Genomic DNA, 3,683 nt, shown 5'->3' on the forward strand with positions numbered 1-3,683 from the left:
TTCGGTGAGTGATTACCGGCGGGTGGAAGTCACCGTTTACTGGAAAACTCCCTCGGGCCAGATTCGCCCCATGGCTAGCGTCGTGCGCGTCGTTGGTCATGTACCGACCGAGACGTGGTGAAGGGAACCTCTGCACAATTCCTGGGTAACGGCATTATAATCTGAGGGGTTACAACTGTTGATAGAAAGAGAAGGAGTACTACAGCGGCATAATTGACTGGACAGGACGCGGCCATGGCCAAGCGAGAATACGATCCGCAGCGCACATTGGCAACAGCAGGTTTTGACGTGATGCGGAAATCCACGCGGCGGCATAGATTCCTCCAGATGATGGACAAAATCATGCCCTGGCAGGAGTTGATTGACATTGTCAAGCCGTTTTATCCAAACAATGAGGGGCCGGGACGTCCCGCCAAGCCGCTGATTTGGATGCTCAAGCTGTATTTCCTCCAAATCTGGTACGCCCTGTCGGACTCGCTGACGGAAGAGTTGATGCACGATAGCCATGCCGTGCAGCAATTTCTGGGCTTGGACCTGGGGAAGGACGCCCCGCCGGACGAGACGACCATTTGCCGGTTTCGGCAGTTGCTTGAGGACCACGGCCTGGGACCCAAGATTTTGGAACTGGTGAACCGGCATTTGGCCAAGTATGGGGTCGGGGTGCATCGGGGGACGATTGTAGACGCCACGGTCATTGAGGCCCCGACCTCGACGAAGAACCAATCGAAGAGCCGTGACCCGGAGATGGGGAGCACCAAGAAGGGGAATCAGTGGCACTTTGGGGCCAAGGTGCATGTCGGGGTGGATAGCCGAACGAAGGTCATTCATTCGCTGGTGGTAACGCCAGCCAACGTGCATGACAGCCAGGTGTTGCCGGAACTGTTGCATGGTGGGGAGACGCGGGTGCTGGGGGACAAGGCGTTTGCCGGGCAAAAGAGGGCGATTCGGGAGGGGGCGCCCCGGGCGAGGGATTATACCGAGCGGAAGGGGAGTCGACATCGGCCGCTGAGTGAGCGGGAGAAACAGAAGAATCGTTGGAAAGCGAGGTTTCGGTCTCGGGTGGAGCATGTGTTTGGGGTGATGAAACATGTGTTTGGCTGGCGGAAGGTGCGATTTAAGGGGATTTATAAGAACCTTCAGTACGCCTATGCTGTGGCAGCGTGCGTGAATATTTACCTTCATCGTCATGTGTTATTCCGCAGGATACAGGCGATAAAGGCGACTTAGAGCGCTGACACTGCGCGCCCACGGGGTGATTAAGCGATAAAGAGGGCAGAATAGAGAATTTAGGTGAAGCTCAATCCGGGATAAATGTCTGCTCATCCGGCTTAAAAACCATTGCCAGATGTTAAAAAGACAGAAATCAATCGAAATCACCTTTTGTTCAGAGGTTCCTAAAATGTTACATGAACTGCGCCCGCTAGTACACCGTTATTTGCCGGAGGCTTATGAATGTATAGACCAGTCAATGGCAGCGCAACTTGAGCTTCTTTCTCAGATCATGCTTGAGTACCATCTCACGGAGGCTGGGTTTACAGGCGAAGGAGCAGAAGAATTGGGAAGGGAGCCAGAGTCTTATGAAGATGCTGTAAATCGGTTGGGCAACTTTCTCGAGACTGTTGAAGCGATTATCGCCCAAGCACTTGAACAGAACTCAGTGTGTGAGTACGCGGTAGAAATTGAGACCCGTGCGCTCACCTTTTCGTTTGCTTTGCGGGAACGAGGAGTTTGAACCGGAAAACTTTCCCGATAGATGTGTTGTGACGCCGAGTCAGCGATGGTGCAAGAGCTTGATGGGATCAATGGTGTCAAAGGGACCGACAACCGCGAAGGGCTAGGGGAGCATAAGCCGGGCAGCGACATGACCACCGTGGTCAATCATCTTATCTACGACGCTTTTGGTCGAGTCACGTCGGAGAGTGTGCGGGGGGGATGTGATCAGCGTGGAATAGAAGAAGACCAGGGTTCGGTCCAGGACGGGGGCGATCGCCTCTATCGCGCATCGCAGACTGGTCCTGGTCAGGGGATGCTCGTTCGTTGCCATTAGCCGCACAAAGGGCCTTTCCCCGGGATTCCGGTTTTAGCCTGGGTGAACGTGGGCTGGCTTGTCTGTTCCAGGGACGGCTTGCTGTCAGTGGGGCAGTTCTTTCGCAGTCGGGTCCGAAATTCTCGTCACCTGTTGGGAGCCCGGAGTGTATACTTGGTGACGGCCCTCTCCGGGCGGAATTGGCGAGTCTGGCAGAAATGGCGAAAAAGGATCATGGCACAACGATGCTGTACCAACGGCGTAAAAGCATCTGGTTGATTTGGACGGCCTTTCTCGCAGTGTGGGGGGCATTGCTCCCACTTGGTGGGGAGGCCGGCCAGTTGGATTGGCGGCTGGTTCCAAAAAACTGGCGGTGGATCGTCCATCTTGACGTGGATGCGATCCGCCAGTCGCCCGGGGCTGGACGCGTTTTCGAGCGGTTCTGGCAACGCAGTCCCAACCGCACCGAGATTGAAGCGGCCGCTGCCCTTGCCGAAGCTGATCTCAAGAAAGATCTGCACGGGGTGACGTTTGTGGGGATGGGTTTCGATCCCAAGAAGGGCGCTGTCCTTGTGCAGATGAAAGTGAACCAGCAGCGGTTGCTCGGTTTTATTAAGACCAATCCCGAATACGCGACCCGTACTGTGGCGGGAATCACGATTCATCGTTGGCACGACGCGGGCGAAAAGGCCTTTCTCCATGGATGTTTTCTTCCCGGCGATTGGGTCGTCCTGAGTCGTGAGGGTGATCTGGTGGACGAAATCGCGACGAGCGCGGCGAAGGAGATGGGGCGTGATACTGCGGAGCCTTTCTACCAGATACGGGAAGGTACGTATCTTGAGATTCATGCACGGAACACGGACCAGCTTCCCGTGCAGTTCATGTCTCCGCTCATTCGCCGCAGCCGGCGATTAACGGCGGCGCTGGGAGAGCACCAGGGGCAGGCGTTTGTTCAGGCCACGTTTGAGGTGGAAGGAGCCGACACCGCCCTCAACGTTCGGGATGCGCTGGTAGGACTTCTGGCCATCGGCAAGCTCCATTATGCCGATGAGCCGCACTATGTGGCGTTGCTGGACCACGCCAAGGTTTTTGCCAGCGAGAACAGGACGACACTGGTTTGGACAGCCCCGACGGACGATGTTCTGGACGTGCTGGCCAAGCTCGTGCCGTGGTTGCGGGAGAAGTGACGGCAAGGCGTAACGGGAGGTGTATGGCTGAGTAACCGAGGCATGCCGACGGCGAATCTGGTTTGACAATTCCAGTGATGGCTGGTGACGAGACGCTCGCATTGCTGACCGACGAAGAGCTCGTTGAGCGAGCCAGGCGGGGTTGCACGCGCAGCTTCGGTGAGCTTGCGCGCCGGTACCAGGTCCCCATCCGACATTTTCTCCAGAGAAAATGCGGGGTTCGCGAGGATGCCGAGGATTTGACGCAGGAAACGTTTCTGCGGGCATTCAAGAAACTTTGGTCATTTCGGGAAGGGGCGGAATTTCGGCCGTGGATTTTCACGGTGGCCTATCGGGTGGCGCTCAACGCGCTGCGGCGGCGGCAATGGCAGTCGCTCTCGGAGAATAATGTGCCTGCGGTTGTGCAGGCACGTCAGGGGGCGGGGATGGAAAGCGAGGACCAGCGCGATCGTTTGTGGGACCGAGTCCAG

Annotated in this window: 5 protein-coding genes; all 5 read left to right on the top strand. The window is 56.6% G+C overall.

The annotated features are described in order from the left end of the window. Positions 1 to 234 precede the first annotated feature (234 nt). Positions 235 to 1,227: an IS5 family transposase gene (locus tag H5U08_RS12855; RefSeq protein ID WP_297033695.1), complete on the top strand. Its 993-nt coding sequence runs from the start codon at positions 235 to 237 to the stop codon at positions 1,225 to 1,227. Between the two features lie 118 nt (positions 1,228 to 1,345). Next, positions 1,346 to 1,732 carry a hypothetical protein gene (locus H5U08_RS12860; protein ID WP_297033697.1) on the top strand — a complete coding sequence of 129 codons (387 nt, stop codon included), beginning with the start codon at positions 1,346 to 1,348 and terminating at the stop codon, positions 1,730 to 1,732. A gap of 45 nt (positions 1,733 to 1,777) precedes the next feature. After that, positions 1,778 to 2,047 (top strand): hypothetical protein, encoded by a 270-nt coding sequence (locus H5U08_RS12865; RefSeq protein ID WP_297033699.1) that lies wholly within the window; start codon positions 1,778 to 1,780, stop codon positions 2,045 to 2,047. Positions 2,048 to 2,244: 197 nt separating this feature from the next. Next, a complete protein-coding gene (locus tag H5U08_RS12870) occupies positions 2,245 to 3,213 on the top strand; it encodes a hypothetical protein (protein WP_297033701.1) in 969 nt (322 codons plus the stop codon). A 62-nt stretch (positions 3,214 to 3,275) separates the two neighbouring features. Then, the coding region (locus H5U08_RS12875; protein ID WP_297033703.1) for an RNA polymerase sigma factor at positions 3,276 to 3,683 on the top strand (408 nt) is incomplete at its 3' end.

Origin of the sequence: Thermogutta sp. (genome assembly GCF_014359955.1) — a bacterium.
In the GTDB taxonomy this organism is placed as follows: domain Bacteria; phylum Planctomycetota; class Planctomycetia; order Pirellulales; family Thermoguttaceae; genus Thermogutta.